Source organism: Pseudoramibacter faecis (assembly GCF_036289405.1).
In the GTDB taxonomy this organism is placed as follows: domain Bacteria; phylum Bacillota; class Clostridia; order Eubacteriales; family Eubacteriaceae; genus Pseudoramibacter; species Pseudoramibacter faecis.
Genome location: NZ_JAYFFI010000002.1, coordinates 91,760 through 112,016 on the forward strand (window position 1 = coordinate 91,760; position 20,257 = coordinate 112,016).

The window sequence follows — 20,257 nt, forward strand, 5'->3', positions numbered from 1 at the left end:
AGTTGACAATCCTCTTCCCTGCGCTTATAATGATCACGAAGTTAGTTGACAAGGCCGTCAAAGAGGAGCAACTCCGATGGCCCGCAACACTTTTGATGATCCGTACCAAAAAATTTCAAACCTGTAAAGGAGATGATCGACATGCTAACCAAATGGACCAAAAAAGAAATTCTTCGCTTTGTGCTTTGTTTTGCGATTTTTTTCGGTCTGGTGCTCTGCACCCAGCTTCCCGGCTTTGCAAGCCCGCTCTACTGGGTGCTGTTCCCGATCCTCGCGGCCTTTGTCGCCGCCGGGCCGATCACCTGCGTCATGCAGATGAAGCCAGGCTTCGGGGCGGCCGCCGCCATTCCGCTGCTGTGGCTCATTTTATACCGCTGTTTCGGCGAACTTAGCATCCCGATGATGTGGATCTGGATGCTCGCGGTGATCGTGGCCGCCGAGATTGTCTGGGCCTGTGTCGGCCACGAAAAGCGAAGCGGCCTGCGCCTGGCGGTGCCCATCGTCTGCCTGGTACCCCTCGGCAACTTGATGCCCCTTTATTTTTCCAAGGCCGACTTTCTCAATCGGGCCTCGGAGGAAATGTCATCCGCCTACGTTAACGGCCTTGACCACTACGGCACGATCCCGATGTTTGTGCTGGTGCTCGTCCTTTGCCTCGTTTCGGCTTCGGTCGCAGAGCGCATGACAGAAAAAATCTTAAAAATCGACATGTAAGCTTGCACGCACAAAACGCGCGAAAAACCGGGAGATATCTCCCGGTTTTTAATTTGCAAGACAGACTCCTAAAAAAGAAAACCCGAGCGTCAGGCTCGGGTCCGGGGCTAAAACAGCACGCAGCTGGTGAAGGTCACGGTGCTCCGCCCGTAATAATAAGGGGTGTCCGCCAGCTTGCACACCTCCGAAACCAACAGGCCATAGGCCTCCATCGAGGGATAGGCATATTGGGGGAAGCGGCATCCGCCGAAGGGATAGGTGCAGACTTTGCAGCGGTTGGTGCAGTTGCCGCTGCTCATCGGCAGGCAGTCCGCCGCCACCTCGCGCAGCTTGTCGCAATAGGCGTTAAAGCGGTCGATCTGGGCCTCCTGGGCTTCCAGCATCGTCTCTCCGTCAAACTCGTCTTCCATCTCGGCGGTCGTCTGCAGCACGATGCCCCATTCGTACGTCTGGGCCTTGGCGCGGATCTCTTCCAAGGTGTCGATGGCCGGCGGGCAGGTCCAGCGCCTGCCGTAAAGGCCGCATTTGTTCGCCTCGCACATATCCCGAACTTCAGAGAGAAACTTCAACCCTGCGACATCAAAAATCCCGGTGTGATCAAAGCCGCAGCTTTCAGCCAGTTGAATCGCTTCTGCTTGTTTCATCGCGTCCTCGCTCGTCAAATCACAAAAGCCCTCTGCCGCGGGGCGAAGGGCTGTGCTTTAAAGATTGCCTTTAGGCGATCAAGGCCATGGCCGTTTCCGCCGCGGAGGGGGCCGTCTTCAGCATAGGCATCGGCGCCGATGCTTTCGGCAAATTCCTTGGTGACCGGCGCGCCGCCCACCATGATCTTCACCTGGTCGCGGATCCCGGCTTCCTGCGCCGCTTCGATCACTTCCTGCATCACCGGCATCGTCGTGGTGAGCAGGGCCGACAGGCAAATCACATCGCACTTTTCATCGATCGCCGTTTCGATGATCTTTTCGGTGGGCACGTCGACGCCCAAATCGATGACTTCAAAACCCTTGCCTTCCATCATCATCGCGACGAGGTTTTTGCCGATATCGTGCAAGTCGCCCTTGACCGTCCCAATGACCACCTTCCCGGCGGCGCTGCTTTCTCCGCTGGACAGATGCGGTTTTAAAATTTCGGAACCGGCTTTCATCGCCCGGGCCGCCACCAGCACCTGGGGCACAAAGATTTCGTTGGCCTTGAATTTGACCCCGATGACATCCATCCCGGCCAACAGGCCCTTCTGTAACACTTCGCCGGCGTCCATGCCTTCTTCGATGGCCTGTTCACACAGAGCCTTCACCTGTTTGCGTTTACCTTTTTGCAGCTGTTCCGCAATTTCCTGCAATAATGCTTCGCTCATGTTGGGTTCCTCCTTTGTGCTCCGTTCCCTTTTGTTTGATTCATGTGATTGGTTTTTATTTTTGATACACGCCGTAGCGCTTGGCGATGTCCACCATTTGCTGCGCGTGTTCAAATTCTGCATTGGCCGGGTATTCGCAGCCCGTCGCCAGGATGAATCCGCCTCCGGCGGCCATCTCGTCGATATTTTTCTTGCATTCGGCCTCCCAGGCTTCGTCGGTGCCCAACGCGGCCGTCGTCGGTGCGACGCAGCCGATGAGCGTGGTCTGATCGCCGTATTTTTCTTTGCATTCGATAAAGTCTTCGCAGTCGTCCGGCGGATATAAAAAAGAAATGCCGTCGGGATGCATGCGCTTGATTTGGGCGTCGAAATAAATATCGCCGCCGCAATTGTGAATAAAGACCATGCCGCCGGCTTCCCGGGTGGTGTTGGCCAAATCCTCAACCAACTCGCCTTCCAGCTCGTCCCACATTTCCTTGCTCATGATGGAGCCGGATGCAAACAGCGTGTCGAACATGATGCCCTGAACTCCGGTGGCCATGATGGCCTTGGAATAGTCCTTTAAGGTTTCGTTGATTTCCCAGGCCGCCTGATGCACCGCTTCCGGCTCGTCGATGCAATCCATATACATCTCCTGCTGATTGCGCAGCATCGATAGTGTCCCCAGCGGGCCGAACACAAAAGCGATGATCGGAAATTCTCCCTTAGCCGCTTCGACCAGCTTTTTGCACACGTCGATGTGCATCATCATGCGCTTGGAAGTGCGGTAGTCCACCTTTTTAATTTTATCGTAATCGTCTTCCGTCGCGATCACACAACGGCTATAATCCGGGTGCGCCGCTTCGTTTTCGGGGTAGATCAGTTCCTGTCCCCAGGCGTCACACTCCACCGATAAATCGATGAGCGTCACGATGCAATCCAAGTCGTAATCAATCTGGGACTGCAAAAGGGCCTTGGCGCAGATATCCGCATCTTTAGACCAATCGGGGTAGCTCGCCCCCACGAGTTTGCGGGTCACCCCGCTTAATATCGGATAAACCGGCACGCGGTCCGCTTCTTTGTGGTTGAGCGCCGCGACCACTCTCTCCATTGCGTTCATTCATTTCTCCTCTCTCTCCTTGAATGTGCTTTGTGATTGCGGCTTTATTATAGCGCAGCGCCTTGAAAACGATTGGCAACTTCTTTTTGTTTTTGATACGAATTTTGTGATTTTCCCACTTTTTTCGCGGCGGCTTCCGGATTTTGCCCCGCTTCGCCCCCGAAATCGGGCCATTTCACCCAGAATTGAACCCTAATTTTTTATATTTTTCCAATGTTTTTTCTATCGTTCGGGCCCCGTTTTGGCGCTGCTACGCAAAAAGCCCCGGGCCTTCCCGGGGCTTTTTGCTGATATAAGGCTTGCCGCCTAAAGCGTTTCGATGCGATCGAGCTCGGCCGTGTCCACGCCGGAAGCGGCCAAGACGGCCTTCACCTGCGCCAATGTATCGGCGTCCACCGTCGGCTTGTGGCTGTCGTAGTGGTCCAGCAGGCGCTTCATTTCCTTGTCAATCGTTTCCTTAAAATATTCGGGGCCGTGGGCATCCCGCAGGCCGACCTTCGGCATATAAAGGTCTTCGTAATTATCCAGCGTATAGTCGGAGGTCACAAAACTGCCGTCGTGCCCCAGCTCCTTAATTTCTTCGAGGTTGAGGGTTTCTTCGTTAATTTCAAAAGGCGTGAAGGCGAACTTCACCTGGCTCATGATTTCGAAGTCGATGATCATCTTCTCGAAGGAGGTCGCGTTGACGCTGTTCATCACGCCGCCGGCTTCCATCACCAGATTGATGCCGTGGCGATAGGCCGAATAATAGGTAAGCATGGATTCGTAGCCTGCCTGGCAGTTGATCACCGGGGCGTCGGTCTGGCAGCCGCCGCCGCGAGACGGCAGACCGTAGAATTTCCCCATGTTGCGAGAGAATCCTTGCATGATCGTCCCTTCCGGCGCGGCGCAGGCAAAGGTCACGCCGCGCATATCCGCCGCGGTGGACTGCACCCCGAAGACCACCGGCGCGCCGGGGCGAATCATCTGGGCCAGCACGATGCCGGCAAGGCTTTCCGCCGTTCCGCTGGCCAGAGTCCCCGCCATCGAAAGGGAACCTGTCGCCCCGAGCATAGTCGCCGGGCAGAGAATGGCCCCTTGGCCGTATTCCGCCAAAAGCATCAGACAGTCGAGCATGCGCTCGTCGAGGGCCAACGGCGAAACCGTGTTGATCAGGGTGATCATCCGCGGTTTTTCGATCATCCCTTCTTTGCCGCCAAACATGGCGCAGCCCGCGTCGAGGATACTTTGCATCTCTTCCTTCTAACCGGTGGACAGCATGAGCACCTTATCGGAATGGGTCAGTGTGGCGTAAAACATTCGGGCGGCCGCCGTGGCTTCTGAGCCTTCGCTCGGCTGAATCATAATCCCACCGTCAATGTCATAAACGTCGCTGGCCTGCACGAGCTTCGCACATTTCACATAGTCTTCGATGGTGCCGCTGCGGCGGTTGCCCTCCCAGTCGTCGATAAAAGCGCAGCCGTAAACCGGCGCCGGGTTCACGTGCTCGCCGCCGATGATCACGTTGTGCTTGGGGTTTCTGGCGTAAAGAGTGAAGCTTTCCGGCGCTATCTTTACCCAGTGCATCACCTGCTCTTCGGTGAAATAGGCGATGTCGCCTTCGACCTTGATGCCGTTGGCCCGATAAATCTCGATCGCTTTTTCGTTGTGAATTTTAACCCCGACCTCGCGCATGATCTCCATGGCCGCGTCGTGAATCATTTGTTCTCGCTGCATATCCTGCATGGTTTTCCCCTCTTCTTAAAAGATTACGCTAACGCAAAGGGCATGCACCAGCCGATGCATGCCTGATTTTCCGAATGCCTGTTTTTAGCGGCCGCGCACGCCCAGCTTGAGCTCGTCGCGCAGGTAGCGCACGCTCTCTTCGCAAGCCTGAAGTTCTCTTTCCCTCGCTTCTTCGATAGGCTCATCTGTGCTCCTGAAGGCAATTTCATTTTCGAAGATGATTTTGTCCATCGGCGATTTTTCGCGAATTTCGCGCACCATGTGGGCGCAATCGTAAGAGCCCTGGCCGTGGGGCGCGCCGATATCGTGGACGCCCAGCGGATCGACGACGATGATATCGTCGCTGAAGTGACAGCAATAGGCCTTAGGCAGCATCCTTTCCATCGCGTAGGACGGATTTTCCATGACCTGCAGCGGGTTGGCCGTATCCACACAGGTCCCGACACGCCAGTGATCGAGCTTATCGACGATCCAGAGGATTTCATCGGCGAAAGTATCGGTGTGGTTTTCAATGGCGATCTTCAGATCGAAATCTTCGATCATCGGCATCGCCGCCTTGAACAAATCGTATTTAGCCGCGAGCTGCTTCATCACTTCCGGATGCATGCAGGAGCCGTAGAACTTCGGCGGCCGCTTGATGTCCAGGCTGAATTTCACCAGCTCCGCGTCTAGATCGTGGCCAATCTGCAGCGCTTCTTCCACCGTGCAGTTGACGCGAGAGTCGGAGCCCGCTTCAAAGGACGAGTTAAATTCCAAGAACAGGCCGCGGTTTTTCGCCTCCTGAGCGATTTCCTTCAACTTGCCAGGATCCAACTTCACGTCTGGCGTCAGGCAGCCGAGGTCCACCTTGGTGACCTGCAGACCGTCGAGTTCCCACTTTTCGGCGCGGTCCATCACTTCGCAGATATCCATCGTTTGTTCAAAATAATAATCCTTGCCGAATCCCCAGCTTTCGCCGAGCCCGAAAAAGTGCAGGGTGTAGGTATGCATCCCCAATCGCAACGGTCTGTCGTAAATTGCCATAATTTCCCTCCTCAATTCATTTCATCGGCGTCTTTGCGACCGCGCAAAAAATCGCCGCCGCAAAATCCCGATGTGCCGAACTTTTTTATTTATTATAAACCTTTTCAGCCCGCTTGTCTTTGCGTTTTCTTTTTTATACTTTGCCAAACCTTGCCAATTATCTCTTTGCGCATAAAAAATACCGGGGTGAAGAATTTCCCCGGTATCACATCATTTATTGACCGCTTTCCGCCGCTACTGCCTCTGCCAGCGCCGGCTCCGGATCGAGTTCGGGCTCCGGCGAACCAGCCGTCGGCTTCGCCTCCGCCATCGCCGTGGCCTCGGCATTTTCCTCAATATAAGTATAATCGTAATTTTCGCGGTGCAGCAAAAACTTAAAGCACGAAATCACCATCAAACACAAGAGCAGGCTGGCCGGCAGGCCCCAGCACACGATGGAGGTATTCATCGCGTCGTAGCCGCCGACATAAACGAGCACAAAAGTCAGCAGGCCCATGAAGATCCCGGTGCCCGCGATGAGGATTTTCGGTGTTTTGTTTTCCGCCTTGTCCTCGGTGGTTTCCTTGAGGAACATCATCGGGAAGGAGAAGGCGATCGCGTCCGACCAGGTAACAAAGGTCATGACCGCCATGACGATGAACACCCATTTGGTGATGGCGCCAAAGGGCAGGGTGTCCAAAAAGGCGAAGGTCGCAATCCCGGAGCCGTACTGCGCGATGACCTCGGGCAGGTTGCTGCCGTTCATCACGCCGAAGATGGCCGAGCCGCCGACAAAAACATACCAGCACACCAGGAAGGCGCAGGGCACGAGGCAGTTGACCACGATGAATTCCCGCAGGGTGCGCCCGTAGGCCATCGTCGCGTAGAAGAACGCCGCCAGAAGCCCCGGCATCGCATTCCACGAATAATAGAACATCGTGTTGCTGTTCTGCCAGCCCGTCTGCATCACGGCGTCCCCAAAGCCGACCATCGGAATGTAGTTCATGACGAAGCGGCTCACCGCTTCAAAGCCGAGGCAGATCAGCCGGTTGGTCGGTCCGACGAGCAGCGCGAAGAGAATCACAAAGACGTAGAGCAAAGCGTTGGTGTCGCTGAGCTTGCCCATGGCGCCGTGCACCCCGGAGGTCGCAAAGAACACCGTCGCCACCACATAAACCAAAATGATGATCAGCTGGATGTCGAGCTTCGGGTTGCCGAGGATGTTGCCGATTCCCGCGTTGAGCTGGATAACCGACAGCCCCATGTTCGTCCCGACGATGACCAGCGACAAGAACATGATGATATCCACCACGTTGCCGATGATGCCGTCGCACTTGTCGCCGATGAGCGGATACAGGGTTGAGCTCGCCCGGAAGGCCCGCTTGCCGTTGTAGGTCATCAGGGCGATAGCAAAGCCCGCGAAGGTCACGATGAAGTAGGGCGGCAGGCCGTAATGCAAAAAGCTGTACATGATCGACGGCACCACCGCGGCCTGGGTGCCGCCTTGCACCCCTAAAAACTTCGGCGGGTCCAAAAAGAACTGCACCGGCCCCGCTACGCCGAAAAAGCAAATGCCGATGGCAATGCTGCCTGTGAGCGAAATGGTAATCCACGTCCGCTTCTTGATGGTCGACTGCGCGTTTTTGCCGCCGAATTTAATATTCCCGTATTTCGAGCTAATAAGCACCCATAGGCAGATCATGCTCGTCAAGACCGCGCATAACACATAAATCCACTTGGCCGATCCCATTTCCCAGCCCTCAATGACGTTGAGCACATTGAGAAAGCTTTTGGGAAACAAAATTCCTGAAGCTACAAAAATAATCAGAATGATCACCCCCGGGACAAAGATCTTTTTGTTGATCATCTCCCAGACGCCGGTCGTGACCGGCGCGTTTTGTTTCTCATGTTGGTTCATTGCGTCCTCTCTTATCGTCTTTGATTGTGTCTTTCGCCTTCCCTCACACTTTGCTGAGCATCATCTCGTCTCGGTCGACCGGTGCGATGATCGGCACATCGGCCACCTCGATGCGTTCGTAAGCCGTGCCAACGCGTTCGATGCTGCAGCAATAAATCGCGAAGAGCTCTTTATTGTCATCGACGACCATGCCGTGAACGCAGCCGCTTGGCGCGTAGAGCAAGGTCCCCGATTTGACCTTGTGGACCTCCGTCCCGCCGTACATCACGCCGCAGCCTTCAGTGATGTAGAAAATTTCCGCCTGTTCGTGATAATGGGGCGTGTAACGACAGTTCGGACGCGTCCGACAAAGACCCCACCACATTTCCTGGCAGCCCTTCACTTCATCAAAATGCGCCTGAAAGCGTTGGCTGCGCATGCCCTGCGCCGCTTCGACAATCACCCAGGGATCGGTATCCCCGGCCGTTGCCCAACGGCAACCCGTCGCTTCCGCGCCGGGACTCATCAAGTTAGACGGGCAGTTCGGCTGATAGTAATCGCGGGCCGTCTGTTCGTCCACCGGTTCGATCTTGAGGTCCTTTTCGCCGATGTCGTTATCCGTCGCGTAGCAGAATAAGAAGCGCACGCCCCGGTCGCCGGAGTGTTCATAGGCGTGGGGCAGACCCGCCGGAAAATAATTTGACGCGCTCTTTTCCAGCTGGAAGCGCTGACGGCCGAGGCGCGCCCAGACTTCCCCTTCCAAAATATGGGTGCAGCAGGCGAGGTTGGCCTTTTGCACCGGGATGTCCTTGCCCGGGTCGAGCTCCGCGACGCCGATATAAAACTCACTCTTGTCGTAATGGTTTTCGCTCAAGAGTTTTTTGATTCGAAAACCATCGCCGACTTCCTGCCAGGGCACGTCGTCCAGATGCGTCACAAATGCCCGTTTGTCTAATCCTTCCAATTTCCCCATGATAAAACCTCTCTTTCCATGTTTTTGGTATTTTCTCCGATGCTTCGATCAATGCCAATGCACCGGCCGCCAATGGTTTGATATTTTTATATCATCGCAAGGATTGTGCCAAAATTTTCAAAAACTCAAGAAATTTACAAAGTTATAAATTTTCTTTTATTTTTAATGGAGGTTGGAATTTTTCTATTAAAACTTTTGGCTCTTTATTTTTTGAATCCGGCTCTGCCCGCCCGACTCCCAAAATACCGCTCTGATTTCTGGCAGTTTGCGTCAATGCTTGCCAAAATCTATGGCAGTGCACCGCCTCCGGCGGTTTTTGCGTTTTCGGCCCAATCTTCGGGCGCCACCCGCCGCGGCCTGCACGCTTTTCTGGCAGGCCCTAAAATTCTTTGGAAATGATTTTCGATCTTCAAGCGGGCGGGGTATAATAAGGCCGGTCTCTATATAGAAAAAAAGAATGTGAGGTTAAACCATGAATCCACTCAAAGCATCTTCTGATCCCACTATTCTCGAAACCACCCGCACCCGCTTTGCCGGCGACCGCTACGCCACCGAGGTGACGGGCTGCGAGATCGCGGCCGTCGCCCCCGGCTACGCCAAGTGCCGGATGGCCGTCACGCCGGCGCACCGCAATGCGCTGGGCATCGTGATGGGCGGCGCGATCTTCACCCTGGCCGACTTCACCTTTGCCGTCGCCAGCAACACCGGTTTTCCCGACACGGTTTCCGTCGACGCGACCATCCATTATCTCACCGCCGCCCGGGGCAACTCCCTGACGGCCGAGTCCATTGCCGAAAAAAACGGCCGCCGCTCCTGCGTTTACCGCATCGTCATCACCGACGATACCGGCATTCACGTCGCCGACGTCACCGTCACCGGGATGCGCGTCGGCCCGCCGCCCACACAATCGTAGGCAATGCCCGTCAAAAGTCGAATAAGAAATCCATTCACGCTTCAGGACCTTCATGCCCATTCAACCCAGGCAAATTCCAAAAAGGTCCGCCACCGGGCCCGATGCCCCGCGCGCTGTCGCCGTCATCGGCGTCACCGGTATCGGATGCATTTTTCTGAAAAAGACCAATGCCGTTTTCCCATTGTGATATACTCAAAGGCATCCACACGAAATTGCCGGGCTGTTTTTAACCGCCCGAGAAAGGATCCCCATGCATCCGCAACACATGAAACTCATGCGCGCCGCCATTCAATACGATGCCGGCGATCCCAAACGCATCCAGCATTTTATCAAGGTTCACAGCTTCGCCGCCCTCATCGGCACCGCCGAGGACTTATCCAAGGCCGATTTATTCGTCCTCGAAACCGCCGCCATTCTCCACGATATCGGCATTCACCAGGCCGAGGCCAAACATCACACTTCTTCCGGCAAATATCAGGAGATCGAAGGGCCGCCCGTCGCCAAACAGCTCCTGCGAGACTGCGGCGGTTACACCGAAGAGCAAATCAACCGCGTCTGCTTTCTCGTCGGTCATCACCATACCTATACCGCCATCGACGGCCTGGATTATCAAATTCTGATAGAGGCCGACTTTCTGGTCAACCTTTACGAGGATGCGGCTTCGGTAGATGCTGTCGCCTCGGCGCGGCAGCGGATCTTTAAAACCGCAACGGGTCTGGCGCTTTTGGACGCGCTCTTTCCGCCCGCCGTCGGAGCGCCGCAGCGACCTTTAAACCCTTGAAGAATTGGCCGTTTTAAAGTATAATAATCCAATCGAAAACACCGGGGCACATCCCCGCGCAAAGGAGATCCCATGTCTGTCAAAGCCCAAGAACGCGTCTACAACAGCCAGCTGAGTGGCAAACTGGCCATTGCCATCGTCGCCGTCATCATCGCGATGATGACCAGCATTTCCATCTATATGCGCCGCCATCCGTCGAGCGTCCAAATCCTCGGTCTGGTTTCCGTGGCCATTATGCTGACGTCCCTTGTGCTGGTGCTGCGCTACGCCGATACCACCTACACCCTGCTGCTCACCCACGAACGCCTGGAATTTGAGCGCCGCGTCACTCTGCTCTACCACAATATTGTCGCAGAAATTCCCATCGCAAACGTCATCGGCGTTTGGGAAAAGGCCCGTTTTGACCGGCAGGATCAGGTGGACGGCAAGAAAGTGAGCTACACGGTTTCCCCCCGGGAGCTCACGCAGTTCCCTTCCTATGTGCTCCTTTATCGTAAGAAAGGCCAAACCTGCAGCGTTCATTTTCAGTGCTCCAAATCCTTCTACAACGCACTTCATAAATTAGTCCACTGATCAGCGCATTTTATCTGCGGGCCGGAGCTTTTCCGCCGCAGATATTTTTTACCCGCACACGACACACGATAAGACCTTCGGAGGCTAACGATGAAAATGCTTCACACCGGCGACTGGCACATCGGCCGCCACCTCAATCAACATGCGCTCCTTGAGGATCAGCGCCACACCCTCGGGCAGCTTTTGACCCTCATCCGCCGCGAACAGCCCGATGTCCTCATCGTAGCCGGCGATCTTTACGATCGGGCCCTGGCACCCCGGGAAGCCATGACCCTGGTCGATACCATCCTCACCGAGGTGGTGCTCGACCTGGCCATTCCCGCCATTGTCATCGGCGGCAATCACGACGGCCGCGAACGTCTGGATTACGGCTCGGCCATTCTGCGGCAGAAGGGGCTCCACATGATCGGCACCTATCGGCCGATCGTCACCCCGATCCTGCTCACCGGGAAAGGCGATGCCGCCCCGGTTGCCTTCTGGCCCGTGCCCTTTGTCAAGCCAGTGGAATACCGCGATCTCACCGGCAGCGAGAACATCCCGGACTACAACGCCATGTACCGCGAAATCGTCTCTGACATCACCGCGCGCATGAACCCCGACATCCCCAACGTGCTGGTGACCCACGGCCTGATTCTCTCCGGCGTTCCCCAGGATGGGGACATTGACGACTCGGTGCGCCCCATTGAAATCGGCGGCGTTTCCTACGCGGATGCCAGCCTTTTTGACGCCTTTGATTATGTCGCCCTCGGCCATCTGCACCGTCCCCAGAAAGTCGGGAGCGATCGCATTCGCTACGCCGGTTCCCTGCTCAAATATTCTTTCTCCGAGGTCGATCAAAAAAAATCTGTGACGCTGGTCGATCTCGACGTTCGCAATCGACAGGCGCCGCCCGCCATCACCGCCTTTCCCATCGCGGGGCTGCGGGATCTGCGCGTCATCCGCGGCACCTTCGACGAACTCACTAGTCTCTCGGCCTATACCGCTCCGCACCGCGACGACTATCTGCGGGTCATCCTCACCGATAAAGTCCGCGTGCCGAACCCCATGGAGGGTCTGCGTCGAGTGTATCCCAACGTGCTGGAAATGGGCTACGAAAGCAGCCGGAGCCTGGACGGGGGCGGCCGCCAGCAGCGCATCAAAGAGCATCTCGAAAACCCGATGACCCTGCTCGTCGATTTTTATCAGGCCATTCGCGGCGAAACGCTGCCCGAGGCCGAAAGCGCCCTTGCCCGCGAATTATTCGACCAGATTTCGGAGGATGACGATGCGACCGCTTAAACTCACCATGACCTGTTTCGGTCCGTTTCTGTCCGAAACGGTGGACTTCACGGCCCTGGGCGACCGCCTTTTTTTGATCTCGGGGCCCACCGGCAGCGGCAAATCCACCATTTTCGACGGCATTTGCTACGCCCTTTACGGCGAAACCAGCGCCTTGGAGCGCCGGCCCCAAGCCATGAAAAGCGACTTTGCCAATCCCGGTAAAACCTGCAGCGTGACGCTCACCTTTGCCGCCGGCGACAGGACCTACCGCATCCGACGCCAGCCCAAGCAGGAGATGTTCAACCAACCTCAGACGCGGATCATCAGCCGTGCCGCCGAGTGCGAGCTTTGGCAAATCACAACCGCCGATGATGGCGGGACGCAGGAGACCCTGCTCGCCAGCGCGGTAAAAACATGCAGCCAAACCGTCCAGCGGATTCTCGGTCTCACAGCCACCCAGTTCCGGCAGATCGTGATGCTGCCCCAGGGGCAATTCAGCCGGCTGCTCAAATCCGGCGAGAATGAACGCATCGCCCTGCTCAAAACCCTCTTCGCCATGAATTATTACAAAGCATTTGAGCGCCGGGTGGAAGAAGCCCACAACAAGGCCAACGCCCGGATTCAAACCATCGATGACGCCATTGTCCTCGAGATCGGCCATCTGGAAGCCGCGCCCGAAAGCGCCTTCGCAAAGCGTCTCGCTGCCGACCATCCCGAAGGTTTGGATGCGGCGGTCATCGCCGATCTGATGACGGCCGCCGCCTTGAGCAACGAGCGCGATCACTTGGAAAAGAAACGTCTGACGCGGGAGCTCGCCCTCGCTACGGCCGCGCAAACCGCCGTCGCCGGACGCCTGGCCACCGGGGAAGCTTTGCTCCAGCGCTTTGAACGCCGTGAACAGCTTTTGCGGCGCATCAACCAGCTCGAACATCAGCAGGCAAAGATGGATGCCAAGCGCCAAAAGCTTACCGAATGGCGCCGAGCGGCATTGGTGCGCCCTCTGGAGACGGCCAGCCGCCGCGCCCAGGACGCTTTTCAAAAGGCCAGGGACCGCGAAAATCGGTGCATCGCTGCGCTCCAATCCCATCAGTCACAGCGGAATCGCCTTCAAGCCGCCCTGACCACCACCAGCGACCCGCATTTTGATGTCACACTGGAGCGTCTGCGCGAACAGGCCGCTCGGCTAAAGGCCGCCCAACCCGCACTGGCCAGCTGGCAACAGGATCAAGAGCACATCGCTGACCTCCGCGCCCAAATTGAGCACCTGAATCCCAGGGCAGAACAAACGGCACAGCTTCAAACCCGTCAGGAATCCCTGCAAAAGGCCATCGATGCCCTGCAGCAGACCGCCAGTGACGAACAGCGCGCCGCGCTGCAGCTGGCCGATCAGATCCCCACGGCCGCCGGCCGGGTGGATGCCCTTAAAAATCTGCGCCCGCTTTACGCCGATGTGACGGCCAATGACGCCAAAATCGCCGCCATCACCGATGAAAAACGACAATTAGAAAACGCCATCGCCCAAGCGGAGCACGAACACCAGCATCTCCAGCAAAAGCGTTTGGCAGCTGCTGCCGGTGCGCTCGCCCAAACCCTGACGGACGGCACGCCCTGCCCCGTCTGCGGGGCGGCGCACCATCCCCAGCCCGCCGCCGAAAGCGAAGCCGCCTCCCGCATTCGCAAGGACATCGACGCCTGCGACGCCCGTCTGGCCGATTTAAAGGGCCGCCTCGCCGCCGACGATGAGCAGCACCGCTTTCTCGTGGACCACAACGTCGAAGCCCAAGAGCGCCTGCTCGCCCTGTGCATGGAAAACGGCCTGGCCCTCGACACATTAACGCCGGACACCCTCGATGCCGAAGTTCAGCTCGCCGTTAACACCCATCAGGCTCGGCAAGAAGCGCTCGCCCAAAGCCGTGCGGCCATCCACAACACCCATCAGCAGCTCAAACAGAAGCGCGAGGCCTTCGCCCAAGTGCAAAGCGAGCTGGAGCGGGCCGCCGCGGCGCTGGCCCGCAAGAGCGAGCTGCAAAGTGAACTGGCCCAGCGCGCCGGCGCGCTCGCCGTCGTCGAGCAACAATTGCGCGCCCTCTTCCCGCGGCAGGACGATCTGGCCGATCTGCCGGCGGCCTTTGCTCAAAAGCTTAATCAGTGCGAATCCAAAATCCGGCAAATGACAGACCGGCGCGAGGCCCTCAACGCACAGCGGGAGGCCATCGAAAAGCAAATCGCCGCTTCAGAAGCCGCCCTTCACGCTGCCGCCGACCAAACCGCCCAGGCCGAGGCCGCCGCCAGCCGCGAACACAAGACCTTCTTAGCGGCGCTCACAGAGCATCAGCTGACCCGCAAGCGTTACCAGGCTGGGCGCGCGGTCAAGGCCGAGGCTGTGGAGCGCGCTCAAAACGCCATTTCGCAATTCGACGAAGCGGTGACAAGTTGCCGCGCAGAGCTGCGCGCCCTCACCGAAGAACTCGCCGGTCGGCGCCGGCCGGATCTCGAGGATGACCGTCTTCGCAAAACCCGTGCGGATTATTGGGTGGAGCGGGTGCGCCATGCTGCTCAGACGGTGACCACAAGGCTGGATCACAACCGCCGCCAGGAAGAGCGCATCCGCCGGCAGCAACGGGCCCGGAGCGCAGCCCTCGAACGCCAAAAGTGGACGAGCGATCTCTACGAAACGGTGAAGGGCAAGGTCAGCGGCTGCCCCAAGATCAGCTTCGAACGCTATATTCTCTCGGCCTATCTGCAGGATATCCTTATCTCCGCCAACGTTTTTCTCGAAGATATTTCCGACAGCCGCTACCACCTGACCCTCGCCGACGATCCGATGCAAAAACAGAATCGCGGCCTGTCCATCGCGGTGTATGACGACTTCACCGGCAAGGCCCGCACCGCCGATTCCCTTTCCGGCGGGGAAACTTTTATGGCCGCACTGTCGATGGCGCTGGGCCTGTCCGATATGGTGCAAAGCGAGAGCGGCGGCATCCGCCTGGACACCCTCTTCATCGACGAGGGGTTTGCGACGCTGGACGCCGATGCCCTCGACAAGGCCATGGATTGCCTGAGCCGTCTGCAGCGAAACGGCCGCACCGTCGGCATCATCTCTCATGTCCGGGAATTGCTCGAGGTGGTTGACGATAAAATTCTGGTCGAAAAAACCGAGGCCGGCTCCTATATCCGCGTTCTGCCGGCGTGAGGGTTTGCTTGCATCTTTGCGGCGCTTTTGATACCATACCATATGTTTTTATATTGATGATTGCAAAAACACGAAACGGAGCCTTTCATGAACGTAACCAAAGCCATGCGCAAAGCTTCCTTCTCACCGGCGCGCAAACGCATGAGCCTCGCTTTTCTCATTCTCGACCTGCTTTATATCGTTTTGGGATTTTCCTGCTTCTATTACCGCAGACTGCCCGTTGTGTTTAAAAACCTGCTGCCTCATATGTGGCTCGTGCTGATGGCATTGGCCCTGATCGTGGCCTGCATCGCCATCTTCGCCGTCTCCGAATACGACGTAATGCGCGGCTGCCTGGGCGAATCCGTCATCCTCGCCGTAGAGGGCGTGTGGTTTGGCGCTGCAGCCACGGGCTCCACGATGCTCACCCGATCGCCGAACACCGTGGTGCAGCTCTTCTTTATGATCGGGTTCGGCTGCTTTCTCATCTTGAATCTGGCCTTTCACATCGATCTCATCTGGTACCGCCCGATTATGCAGTTCTTAACCGGCGGTCGGTCGAAAACCGCCGAAACCGCAGCCACCCCCAAAACAGCCGCTCCGTCTCCCCGCGTTTATCCCCCGAGCGATATCAAGCATCGTCGCGCCGCGCGCAAAGCCTATTACGCACAAAATCGCACTGGCCAGCAGCCGCCGACCCCAGTAGCTCCCAAAGCCGAGTCGGCCCGGCCCCAACCAGAGATCCAGGTGGTCAGACAGCCGACCGAGGCTGCCGATGCTACCCGCGTCCTACCAAATCTGTCCGCCAATCCAACCGCTCGAAAGACAGCCGCCTCCAAATCGTCCAGGCCGATGGCACCGCCGCGCCGGGCGCGCTCCTCAAAGGTCAGGCCCCACACATCGACCAAACCGGCTAAAGCTACCCGCACCTTTTCTAAAAAACCGGCGGCCGGCAAACGCTCTGCTGCCAATTCCTCGGAGATTGCCGACAATGCCGGCTTGTTCATCCGCTCCAAAGAACGAGTCTACCGCCATGTGGATCGGGAAAAATAAAAAACCTTTTATTATGTAAAAAGTGCAACGGAAAATTCCGCCGCACTTTTTACTATTTCTGTAGCAGAAATAATTTTTAAAATTTACCTTTGCATATCATAATTTATAAAAATAGACCCTGTCTATTGCTATCAGCAAAATTAAGTTCCCACCAAAGAACCATTATCTGGCTATAACCTTCAGAGTATTAGAACGTCGCAGGTTAATACCATAACAACTGGCGATATGAAAACTGACTGTGATTATTATACACATTTTTCTCTCGATATCTTGCCATCACAACCTTCATAAACTCTATCCCATCCACTTAAAACGGAAAACAGAAGAACACAAAACAAAATCATCGGATAAAATGCTCCACTAAATATCTGATATGGATGTTACGTTAGGGAGATAACTATTTTCTTTAATCAGCGGTTGAAGGACCGATGTCGAAATAAAAATAAAGGCACTAATAAACGAAAGAATCGCAGGAAATGTATTTGCAAAACCAGAAAGTATATTCGCACGACGATAGGGGTGAATATTATGCTTAGCTCCCAGTTCATCAGCAATTGGCCCAAAAGTAAGAACTGATGCACTTGTCACTCCTCCAAGAAGTATTGTTGCAATAAATGAGTCAAAAGCAATAAGCAATTCTGCACCTTTTTCAGTTCTGGCAAAAGAACTGCTGCAAATATTTTGAATCGTCCGATCCAAAACACCGCTGCCATCCAACACTCCCATTGCTCCGAAGAGAGCAATGCAAAACAAACACGTCCTTATCATGCCGATAAAACCATCATAAAAGAACCCTGTTGCTTTTCCGCCATCAAATCCGAGAATAGCAAACAATCCGGATGTATGCGATACAAGGCCAATAACAATACCTGTCATTAGCCCAGTTGTCACGGCTTTAAAAATGCTTTGAGTTTTAGATAGATACAAACAGTAAACAAACAACCGGTATCAACATAATAAGACCTTTAGGATCCATATTACTCCGAAGTATTTTATCGGCTCCCATCAATTGCGTTGTTCCGCCACCACCACCAAATATTACAAAAAGAACTAGAGCGATAACACCTGCAATAATCGCATATTTAAGCCGATATTCTACAGTTCCTCCAATGTCCGTATTTTCTTTTTTTTATATCGAAACCTTTGATTTGTTGTTAAAGCAATCGTCACATCAGAAATAGGTGCTAAATTATCACCAAAAATAGCTTCGGAAAGAATGGCTCCTGCTAATACCCCGGGATTTCCACCCATTAAAACACCCGCTGGAAACAAGATGGGAAATACCGTTGAAAGCGTTCCAATAGAAAATCCTGCTGCCGATGTAATCAAACACGACGCAAGAAATGTAAAACCAGTAAAAACGCCACCTGTTATGCCAATATGATACGCAAGCCATACAAACCCGTTTGACACACCACTAACGGCCATCAATTTCGTGAACATCCCGATAACTAAAAGAATGACCACAATACTAATAGATGTTGGACTGCCAATTCCAGCAATAACCGCGTTCCAATATTCTTCATAAATCTTTGAAAAAGCGCTCCAAAAAGAAGACCTGTGATCCCCCAACAGCAAGAACATTCATATCAAAAACTTTAAAAATCACAAAATACGTTACGCAAAGGATCAAAAAGATAATCATCGGAACGAAGGCAAAGAAGGCAGTTCCTCTAAACCGAACTTGATATTCATCCGTTTTGTTCATGACCGCACTCCTTTCTTTCTGGCTAACTTCCGAAATGTATCTGACATGTGCTCAAATGCCGCATAGCAGTCTTTATCTCTTGAAAACACAGCAAAAATAACCCTCAAATATCCATTTCCCTGATCTCCATAAAATCTCCCATCATTACAATTTACAAACGCTCCTTTATACCAGATAATTTACAATCTCAGACGATTCTTCAAGCCTCTTTGCATTAATCCAGAAATAAAATCCCGCTTCTGGCATCCGAACTGAAGTCCCTGAAATTTGGTTAAACAACTTGTATTCATATCGACGCCGCCTATCATATTTTTGAAGATAGCTTTGAATAAAACTATCATCTTCAAATGCTGGAATGACAGCCTTCTGCGCTATTGTGCTTGCTGCACCTTGAACGCTGACGGCTGAACCATACATTTTATCCATAATGACATCGTTTGTATATGTCTAACCAACTCGAAACCATTTAATCCCACACCTTTTGATACTGAACAAACCGTTACGGTCCTTTCCCACATACCTGGGATCTGAGCCATATTTACCATTTGATTCTCATCAAAAAACAAATTGGGTGAACCCTTACGTTCCACAACAATCATCATTCGAGGCACAAACAAAAAAAGTATTGGTGCTTTTATATAAATTTTTATCTTGGAACACCTCTCATCAATTTAATTTCAGACATGATGCCTGAACAAGTGCTGCCATTCACAGATGAACACTTTATAACAGATCCCGACTTCGTTGAAATTGAGCTGAAAAATGCCCACGAACAGATACGAAAAAGCAATTCTATCACTGCTTCTCAAAGGAAAAAAGAGATCATTCGTATCCTGTATTCCAAAAATGTTTTTTCCATCAAAAAATCCGTTGAGCAAATGGCAAATGCATTGAATATCTCTATTAATACCGTCTATTTCCGTTTAAGAAATATTGCAAAAGAAACGAGCTGATTATCTCACGTAATTTCTTTAGTAGAATTAGCGTTGCTAAAATGTTAATGCCTAAATTTTTCATAATATATAAGCTCTACCAAACTTTAAAAATAAAATACAGTATAAAACGCACAAGATCGTATAAATCAAAAGCTATTCAATAAAAGTCAAAAGCAACTTCGGAAAGAAAGAGAGAGATTATTTATTTTTCTTTTTAATATTTCACGCCATGTTAAAAGTTAGAACATATTTTTACTTGATAAGTGGTTAATAAATCAACAACTTACGGTTACAAATTTAATAATATCATCTGCGTACCTAGTCGCATTTCGTCGAAAATCTCAAATGACAGTCAACCAAAAAATACCACCACCAAATCGCTAGACTCAAAACCCAACGATTCGGTAATGGCATTTAAAACTATTTATCTGTATTCTATTATTGATCCTTCAGCAGCCCGATGGCCCGGCTCGTCCCGATGCGTTCGCATCCGGCATCTACAAAGGCTCCCAGATCCTCAACCGTGCTGATCCCGCCGGCCGCCTTCATTTTCACCTTTGGCCCGATGTGCTTTTTAAAGAGACGAATGTCTTCAATCGTCGCGCCGGCCGGACCGAATCCCGTGGACGTTTTAATAAAGTCCGCCCCGGCGTTCGTCACCAATTCGCAAACCTTGATTTTTTCATCCTCTGTCAGATAACAGGTTTCCACGATCACCTTGAGAATCTTCCCCTGGGTTGCTTTCCGCAGTGCGGCAATTTCCTGTTCGACAAAATCATAATCCCCGGCTTTCATTGCCCCGATATTGATCACCATGTCAATTTCTGACGCGCCTTCGCGAATCGCCTCTTTGGCTTCAAAAACCTTCACTGCCGTCGTGTTGTAGCCATTGGGAAAACCGATCACCGTGCAGATATTGAGATCCGGATAGGTTTCGTGCGCTTTCTTCACAAAGGACGGCGGAATACACACCGACGCCGTGTGATATTTGAGCGCGTCCTCGCAAATGGGAATCATGTCTTCCCAGGTCGAAAACGGTTTGAGCAGAGTGTGGTCACATCTGCTGAGAATTGCTTGTTTATCCATGTTTTCCTCGGT

The 20,257-nt window shown here is 53.7% G+C and carries 20 protein-coding genes and 1 pseudogene; 9 read left to right on the top strand and 12 right to left on the bottom strand.

What is annotated here, in order from left to right; all coding sequences use genetic code 11:
* Positions 1–141: 141 nt before the first annotated feature.
* Complete coding sequence (locus V3C63_RS03050; RefSeq protein ID WP_329886357.1) at positions 142–714, top strand: MptD family putative ECF transporter S component; 573 nt, start codon at positions 142–144, stop codon at positions 712–714.
* A 107-nt stretch (positions 715–821) separates the two neighbouring features.
* Here the strand turns inward: V3C63_RS03050 and V3C63_RS03055 are convergent, their stop codons facing one another.
* The 7 genes and pseudogenes from V3C63_RS03055 to V3C63_RS03085 all read right to left on the bottom strand — a co-directional run bounded on the left by V3C63_RS03055 (position 822) and on the right by V3C63_RS03085 (position 8,764).
* Positions 822–1,358 (bottom strand): DUF2284 domain-containing protein, encoded by a 537-nt coding sequence (locus tag V3C63_RS03055; RefSeq protein ID WP_329886358.1) that lies wholly within the window; start codon positions 1,356–1,358, stop codon positions 822–824.
* Between the two features lie 14 nt (positions 1,359–1,372).
* The gene (locus V3C63_RS03060; RefSeq protein WP_329886359.1) at positions 1,373–2,068 is read right to left on the bottom strand and encodes a corrinoid protein; all 696 of its coding nucleotides are present in this window, start codon (positions 2,066–2,068) and stop codon (positions 1,373–1,375) included.
* A gap of 55 nt (positions 2,069–2,123) precedes the next feature.
* Positions 2,124–3,167 carry a uroporphyrinogen decarboxylase family protein gene (locus V3C63_RS03065; protein WP_329886360.1) on the bottom strand — a complete coding sequence of 348 codons (1,044 nt, stop codon included), beginning with the start codon at positions 3,165–3,167 and terminating at the stop codon, positions 2,124–2,126.
* Positions 3,168–3,473: 306 nt separating this feature from the next.
* Positions 3,474–4,892, bottom strand: a pseudogene (locus V3C63_RS03070) (trimethylamine methyltransferase family protein).
* A gap of 84 nt (positions 4,893–4,976) precedes the next feature.
* A complete protein-coding gene (locus V3C63_RS03075; protein ID WP_329886361.1) occupies positions 4,977–5,915 on the bottom strand; it encodes a sugar phosphate isomerase/epimerase family protein in 939 nt (312 codons plus the stop codon).
* Positions 5,916–6,129: 214 nt separating this feature from the next.
* Complete coding sequence (locus tag V3C63_RS03080; protein WP_329886362.1) at positions 6,130–7,812, bottom strand: BCCT family transporter; 1,683 nt, start codon at positions 7,810–7,812, stop codon at positions 6,130–6,132.
* Between the two features lie 43 nt (positions 7,813–7,855).
* Positions 7,856–8,764 carry a cupin domain-containing protein gene (locus V3C63_RS03085; protein ID WP_329886363.1) on the bottom strand — a complete coding sequence of 303 codons (909 nt, stop codon included), beginning with the start codon at positions 8,762–8,764 and terminating at the stop codon, positions 7,856–7,858.
* Positions 8,765–8,869: 105 nt separating this feature from the next.
* On the opposite strand from V3C63_RS03085, the gene V3C63_RS03090 reads away from it, so the two are divergent.
* The 7 genes from V3C63_RS03090 (at position 8,870) to V3C63_RS03120 (ending at position 16,516) form a co-directional block, all read left to right on the top strand.
* The gene (locus tag V3C63_RS03090; RefSeq protein ID WP_329886364.1) at positions 8,870–9,163 is read left to right on the top strand and encodes a hypothetical protein; all 294 of its coding nucleotides are present in this window, start codon (positions 8,870–8,872) and stop codon (positions 9,161–9,163) included.
* Positions 9,164–9,236: 73 nt separating this feature from the next.
* Positions 9,237–9,677, top strand: coding sequence for a PaaI family thioesterase (locus tag V3C63_RS03095; protein ID WP_329886365.1), 441 nt, complete (start codon positions 9,237–9,239; stop codon positions 9,675–9,677).
* 250 nt (positions 9,678–9,927) lie between these two features.
* Positions 9,928–10,458: an HD domain-containing protein gene (locus V3C63_RS03100; protein ID WP_329886366.1), complete on the top strand. Its 531-nt coding sequence runs from the start codon at positions 9,928–9,930 to the stop codon at positions 10,456–10,458.
* 72 nt (positions 10,459–10,530) lie between these two features.
* Positions 10,531–11,031 (top strand): hypothetical protein, encoded by a 501-nt coding sequence (locus V3C63_RS03105; protein WP_329886367.1) that lies wholly within the window; start codon positions 10,531–10,533, stop codon positions 11,029–11,031.
* A gap of 90 nt (positions 11,032–11,121) precedes the next feature.
* Positions 11,122–12,309 carry an exonuclease SbcCD subunit D gene (locus V3C63_RS03110; RefSeq protein ID WP_329886368.1) on the top strand — a complete coding sequence of 396 codons (1,188 nt, stop codon included), beginning with the start codon at positions 11,122–11,124 and terminating at the stop codon, positions 12,307–12,309.
* Positions 12,296–15,484 carry an SMC family ATPase gene (locus tag V3C63_RS03115; RefSeq protein WP_329886369.1) on the top strand — a complete coding sequence of 1,063 codons (3,189 nt, stop codon included), beginning with the start codon at positions 12,296–12,298 and terminating at the stop codon, positions 15,482–15,484. Before V3C63_RS03110 ends, V3C63_RS03115 begins: the two co-directional genes overlap by 14 nt.
* 87 nt (positions 15,485–15,571) lie before the next feature.
* Positions 15,572–16,516, top strand: coding sequence for a hypothetical protein (locus V3C63_RS03120; RefSeq protein WP_329886370.1), 945 nt, complete (start codon positions 15,572–15,574; stop codon positions 16,514–16,516).
* Positions 16,517–16,876: 360 nt separating this feature from the next.
* On the opposite strand, the gene V3C63_RS03125 is transcribed toward V3C63_RS03120, so the two are convergent.
* From V3C63_RS03125 to V3C63_RS03140, 4 genes are all read right to left on the bottom strand, one after another.
* Positions 16,877–17,392: a hypothetical protein gene (locus V3C63_RS03125; RefSeq protein WP_329886371.1), complete on the bottom strand. Its 516-nt coding sequence runs from the start codon at positions 17,390–17,392 to the stop codon at positions 16,877–16,879.
* A gap of 219 nt (positions 17,393–17,611) precedes the next feature.
* Positions 17,612–18,100 carry a Na+/H+ antiporter NhaC family protein gene (locus tag V3C63_RS03130; RefSeq protein WP_329886372.1) on the bottom strand — a complete coding sequence of 163 codons (489 nt, stop codon included), beginning with the start codon at positions 18,098–18,100 and terminating at the stop codon, positions 17,612–17,614.
* The gene (locus tag V3C63_RS03135; RefSeq protein ID WP_329886464.1) at positions 18,039–18,224 is read right to left on the bottom strand and encodes a hypothetical protein; all 186 of its coding nucleotides are present in this window, start codon (positions 18,222–18,224) and stop codon (positions 18,039–18,041) included. Before V3C63_RS03135 ends, V3C63_RS03130 begins: the two co-directional genes overlap by 62 nt.
* 165 nt (positions 18,225–18,389) lie before the next feature.
* Positions 18,390–18,650: a hypothetical protein gene (locus V3C63_RS03140; protein ID WP_329886373.1), complete on the bottom strand. Its 261-nt coding sequence runs from the start codon at positions 18,648–18,650 to the stop codon at positions 18,390–18,392.
* Between the two features lie 260 nt (positions 18,651–18,910).
* Between V3C63_RS03140 and V3C63_RS03145 the strand changes: the two genes are divergently transcribed.
* The gene (locus V3C63_RS03145) at positions 18,911–19,177 is read left to right on the top strand and encodes a helix-turn-helix domain-containing protein (RefSeq protein ID WP_329886374.1); all 267 of its coding nucleotides are present in this window, start codon (positions 18,911–18,913) and stop codon (positions 19,175–19,177) included.
* 420 nt (positions 19,178–19,597) lie between these two features.
* Here the strand turns inward: V3C63_RS03145 and deoC are convergent, their stop codons facing one another.
* On the bottom strand, positions 19,598–20,245 hold the full coding sequence (deoC, locus tag V3C63_RS03150; protein ID WP_329886375.1) for a deoxyribose-phosphate aldolase: 648 nt from the start codon (positions 20,243–20,245) through the stop codon (positions 19,598–19,600).
* Positions 20,246–20,257: the final 12 nt, after the last annotated feature.

Coding starts and splice junctions, on each gene's coding strand:
- V3C63_RS03105 (WP_329886367.1), top strand. CDS start 10,531: ATGTCTGTCAAAGCCCAAGAACGCGTCTACAACAGCCAGCTGAGTGGC.
- V3C63_RS03095 (WP_329886365.1), top strand. CDS start 9,237: ATGAATCCACTCAAAGCATCTTCTGATCCCACTATTCTCGAAACCACC.
- V3C63_RS03125 (WP_329886371.1), bottom strand. CDS start 17,392: ATGACAGGTATTGTTATTGGCCTTGTATCGCATACATCCGGATTGTTT.
- V3C63_RS03135 (WP_329886464.1), bottom strand. CDS start 18,224: ATGAACAAAACGGATGAATATCAAGTTCGGTTTAGAGGAACTGCCTTC.
- V3C63_RS03060 (WP_329886359.1), bottom strand. CDS start 2,068: ATGAGCGAAGCATTATTGCAGGAAATTGCGGAACAGCTGCAAAAAGGT.
- V3C63_RS03065 (WP_329886360.1), bottom strand. CDS start 3,167: ATGAACGCAATGGAGAGAGTGGTCGCGGCGCTCAACCACAAAGAAGCG.
- V3C63_RS03130 (WP_329886372.1), bottom strand. CDS start 18,100: ATGTTCTTGCTGTTGGGGGATCACAGGTCTTCTTTTTGGAGCGCTTTT.
- V3C63_RS03085 (WP_329886363.1), bottom strand. CDS start 8,764: ATGGGGAAATTGGAAGGATTAGACAAACGGGCATTTGTGACGCATCTG.
- V3C63_RS03055 (WP_329886358.1), bottom strand. CDS start 1,358: ATGAAACAAGCAGAAGCGATTCAACTGGCTGAAAGCTGCGGCTTTGAT.
- V3C63_RS03080 (WP_329886362.1), bottom strand. CDS start 7,812: ATGAACCAACATGAGAAACAAAACGCGCCGGTCACGACCGGCGTCTGG.
- deoC (WP_329886375.1), bottom strand. CDS start 20,245: ATGGATAAACAAGCAATTCTCAGCAGATGTGACCACACTCTGCTCAAA.
- V3C63_RS03100 (WP_329886366.1), top strand. CDS start 9,928: ATGCATCCGCAACACATGAAACTCATGCGCGCCGCCATTCAATACGAT.
- V3C63_RS03050 (WP_329886357.1), top strand. CDS start 142: ATGCTAACCAAATGGACCAAAAAAGAAATTCTTCGCTTTGTGCTTTGT.
- V3C63_RS03140 (WP_329886373.1), bottom strand. CDS start 18,650: ATGGATAAAATGTATGGTTCAGCCGTCAGCGTTCAAGGTGCAGCAAGC.
- V3C63_RS03115 (WP_329886369.1), top strand. CDS start 12,296: ATGCGACCGCTTAAACTCACCATGACCTGTTTCGGTCCGTTTCTGTCC.
- V3C63_RS03120 (WP_329886370.1), top strand. CDS start 15,572: ATGAACGTAACCAAAGCCATGCGCAAAGCTTCCTTCTCACCGGCGCGC.
- V3C63_RS03075 (WP_329886361.1), bottom strand. CDS start 5,915: ATGGCAATTTACGACAGACCGTTGCGATTGGGGATGCATACCTACACC.
- V3C63_RS03110 (WP_329886368.1), top strand. CDS start 11,122: ATGAAAATGCTTCACACCGGCGACTGGCACATCGGCCGCCACCTCAAT.
- V3C63_RS03145 (WP_329886374.1), top strand. CDS start 18,911: ATGCCTGAACAAGTGCTGCCATTCACAGATGAACACTTTATAACAGAT.